General features: G+C 39.5%; 4 protein-coding genes. 3 read left to right on the forward strand and 1 reads right to left on the reverse strand.

Going from position 1 to position 3,787, the window contains the following annotated elements; translation table 11 throughout:
* The 3 genes from H5072_RS14080 to H5072_RS14090 form a co-directional block, all read left to right on the forward strand.
* Positions 1-1,697 (forward strand): bifunctional diguanylate cyclase/phosphodiesterase (locus H5072_RS14080; protein WP_182693876.1); only part of this gene is annotated, 1,697 nt, incomplete at its 5' end.
* 22 nt (positions 1,698-1,719) lie between these two features.
* Positions 1,720-2,529, forward strand: a complete 810-nt coding sequence (locus H5072_RS14085; protein ID WP_024597548.1) for a DUF2797 domain-containing protein — start codon at positions 1,720-1,722, stop codon at positions 2,527-2,529.
* A 6-nt stretch (positions 2,530-2,535) separates the two neighbouring features.
* Complete coding sequence (locus H5072_RS14090) at positions 2,536-2,829, forward strand: hypothetical protein (protein WP_002957811.1); 294 nt, start codon at positions 2,536-2,538, stop codon at positions 2,827-2,829.
* Between the two features lie 13 nt (positions 2,830-2,842).
* Here H5072_RS14090 and H5072_RS14095 read toward each other — a convergent pair whose 3' ends face one another.
* Positions 2,843-3,760 carry a histone deacetylase family protein gene (locus H5072_RS14095; protein ID WP_182693877.1) on the reverse strand — a complete coding sequence of 306 codons (918 nt, stop codon included), beginning with the start codon at positions 3,758-3,760 and terminating at the stop codon, positions 2,843-2,845.
* Positions 3,761-3,787 lie beyond the last annotated feature (27 nt).

The following is a 3,787-nucleotide window of genomic DNA, read 5'->3' on the forward strand; positions in this document are numbered from 1 at the left end:
AATGTTGGCGTTACAAAATGAGTATAGCTCTACTTTGGCTTATGTTTACTCTTGCTGTATGTAGCTTGTTTATTCCTGAAAATATAGCGGCTCCTATATTTTTTGGTGTAATGGTACTGCTTTATATTACTTGTATTATTTTAATATATAACAAGTTACGCAGTGGTTTTAGGTGGGCTAAGTTTTATGTTTTATCATGGATACCGCTAATTTTTGGTGCGGCAATTCAACCTATGGAACTCACTGGTGTTTTACCGTATACCTTTGCAACCCGCCATGCCTTTTTAGTCGCTATTTTGTGCGAAGTTATTTTAATGGCGATGGCATTAGCAGACAGGGTAAGGTATCAGCGAGAACGTGCGCTTTACCATGCCACGCATACACAACAAACACGATTACTTAATAGCTCCAAGCTAAAACAAGCATTTATGGCACTACAGAGCCAAAATCGCTCAACAACGTTGTGTTTAATAAAAATACGTCACTTTAATTCACTCAATACGATTATTACCTCTTCTCAGGGCTACACACTTATAAAGCATATAGCCAAAGAGCTTGAATTAGAACTCAGCCATGAACGTGAATTTACAAACCTCGAAACAGATTTAAACACCAGTCCTCGCTTAGCCGATTTAAGCAGTGGTGTATTTGCCTGTATTTCTACAAAAACACAAAACCAAGAAATGCTAGAAACACTACTGACTAAAATAATTAGTAGCCTACCAAAACAATATGAAATTAAAGGGCTAAACCTGCAGCTTAGTTACAGTATAGGTATTAGTAGTGCAGGCAAGACTAACGACTTTGAATATTGGTTAAAGCGTGGTTATTTAGCGCTTAAAAAAGCAAAAGGTAGCGTTAATCAAGTTGGGTCATCGTCAAACGGTAATAATCTGATGATGGACGTTGCTCTAGCCGCTAAGCTGCAACAAGCAATCAAAACAAATCAACTGGCGCTTTATTACCAACCTCAAATAAACTTATTAAGTAACCACGTAAGTGGTGCTGAAGCTTTATTACGTTGGCCCGACCCAACTTACAGCAACTTATCAATTGAAGAGCTAATAATACTTGCTGAACACACAGGTATTATTAACGAGCTAACACTGTGGGTAATAGAGCAAGCTTGTAAAGACATAGTTGAGCTTACTAAAAATGGCTATAACGAGCACACAATTAGCGTAAATTTAAGTGCTAAAAACTTAACCATAAATAATTTAGCCGAAAAAGTAGAAAATATTTTAATTAAATACCAAGTGCCGGCACACTTACTTAAATTTGAACTAACCGAATCGGCCTTCGTAGATAGTCAAGATGCACTTATAAAGTTAGTTGATGAGTTAACCGCATTAGGTATTAAAGTGGTACTGGATGACTTTGGGACAGGCTACGCGTCACTTAGCTACTTAGTTAATTATCACTTTAGTGAGCTTAAAATAGATAAGTCATTTGTTTTTGATTTGCCTAACAACCCAACTCACCAAGTTATTGTACAAACAGCCATTGATATGGCGCATAACCTCAACTTATCAATAACAATTGAGGGGGTAGAAACCCAAGAAATCCATCACTTGCTCAAAGATATGAACGCTGATTCCGCCCAAGGTTATTTATACGCAAAAGCACTGCCTTACACCGACTATTTACACTTCTTAAAAAGCCAATATAGCTTAAAAATGTTAGACTCCTCTTTTTAACATCTTTAGGGGCCAAGTAAAGATGCAAGGCACACTGCGTAAACTAAAATCGAGCTTAACCGAACCAGTACAATATCACTTACCTGTAGGTGAACACTTAGTAGACTTAAATGCATTTATAGGTAAGGAGCTTACGCTTACCTTTAGTGGCACTATTTTATGTTCTAACTGCGGTAAAAAAACCAAAAAAAGCTATTCTCAAGGTCACTGTTTTGTATGCATGCGCAAGCTTGCTAGTTGCGATATGTGCATAATGAAACCAGAAACCTGCCACTATGATCAAGGCACTTGCCGAGAGCCACAGTGGGGCGAAGAAAACTGCATGATCCCACACTATGTATATCTCGCTAATACCTCAGGTTTAAAGGTAGGTATTACCCGCCACACACAAATACCGACTCGCTGGGTTGATCAAGGCGCCACTCAGGCATTACCTATTTTTAAAGTGCAAACTCGCCTGCAATCTGGTTTAGTAGAAGTTGCATTGGCTGAATTTATTGCCGACAAAACTAATTGGCGCAATATGCTAAAAGGTCAAAACGACGCAATTGACTTAAAAGCAGCGGCAGCCGAGCTGATCCCACAAATTAGTGAAAAGCTAAACGAGCTCAGTGAATTATTTGGCGCAACAGCAATAGAGCAACTTGATGAAGATGTGGTTGATTTAAACTTTCCAGTAACCGAATACCCAACAAAAATCAGCTCATTTAACTTTGATAAAGACCCTGTTGTAAGTGGTGTTTTACAAGGTATTAAAGGTCAGTACTTAATCTTTGAAAAAGGCGTTATTAATATACGTAAATTTACGTCTTATGAAGTAACCGTAGGCTAACGGGCCATGTTAAACAGCTACCCACAATTATTGGTTATTTATAATGAGCTTGAGATAGCCCATAACCAACAAGAGCAACAAGAGTGCTTGCACAGCGTTACGCAAAGTGAGCTAAGCGATGTGCGAGTACTTAACAAGCAAGGTGACTACCTTAATTTACAAGGCACTGTTTGCCCTAAATTGAATGGCGAGCAACTAGCACAGCTTGTTACAGCTTACTTATTAAATGAAGGGCAATGCTGCCTTGGTAAAATCAAAACCCTAAGTACTGCGCAGGCGTTTGATTTACTAGGGCTATAAACACTCTCTTTATTTAAACCTCAGTAAGCACTTTTATATGCGCTACAGCACTGCGACCTAAAGCTGATAGCGCATAGCCACCTTCTAAATACGAAATAACCCCTTTACAACCGCCCTCTTTAGCAACACCACATAGTTGCTCGGTAAGCCAAGTATAGTCATCTTCAACAAACTTTAAGCTTGCCATATCATCTTCTAGGTGAGCATCGAACCCTGCGCTTATAAAAAGTAATTCAGGTTTAAACGCTTTTAATTTTGGTAGCCATTGCTGAGCAAACACCTCTTTTAAATCGTCGCCATTACTGGCAATTGGCAGAGGTGAATTAACTATATGACTATTATTTTTAACCGCTGTATTTGGATAAAACGGATACTGAAATAACGAACAAAGCAGTACATTTTCGTCATCAATAAAAATATCTTGTGTGCCATTACCGTGGTGTACATCAAAATCCGCAATAGCAATGCGCTTAACCCCTTTGCTTTGTGCGTACTTAACAGCAATAGCTAAGTTATTAAACACACAAAACCCAGATGATGAGTTTTTATTAGCGTGATGCCCTGGCGGGCGCACTGAGCAAAAAGCAGCATCGAGTTTATCGGCAAGTATTTCATCAACCGCTAACAATCCTGCACCTACTGCCCGCTCAATCGCTTTAAACGAATCGGGGCACAGCCACGTATCGCCATCTAAATTAGCTAGCCCTTCTGTTGGTAGCGTATTTTCTACGTGTTTAAGTAAAGCTTCATCGTGAGCAAGTAAATAATGCTCACGCTCGGCCTTGGGTGCTTGGAGGTGTGTTAAGCCAACATCTACGCCGCTGGCAAGTAATCTATCGGTTATGGCATCTAGACGTTCTGGGCACTCGGGGTGGTCGTCTATCATTTTATGCTTACGGCAATGAGGATGAGAAATAACAGCGGTACGCATAAAAAGTCCCTTACAAGGTGTAAAAAC

This window comes from Pseudoalteromonas sp. SR45-5 (genome assembly GCF_014163565.1).
Lineage (GTDB): Bacteria > Pseudomonadota > Gammaproteobacteria > Enterobacterales > Alteromonadaceae > Pseudoalteromonas > Pseudoalteromonas distincta.

What these genes read in the sequence shown, in the direction of transcription:
- H5072_RS14085 (WP_024597548.1), top strand. Translation starts at nt 1,720, where the DNA reads ATGCAAGGCACACTGCGTAAACTAAAATCGAGCTTAACCGAACCAGTA.
- H5072_RS14090 (WP_002957811.1), top strand. Translation starts at nt 2,536, where the DNA reads ATGTTAAACAGCTACCCACAATTATTGGTTATTTATAATGAGCTTGAG.
- H5072_RS14095 (WP_182693877.1), bottom strand. Translation starts at nt 3,760, where the DNA reads ATGCGTACCGCTGTTATTTCTCATCCTCATTGCCGTAAGCATAAAATG.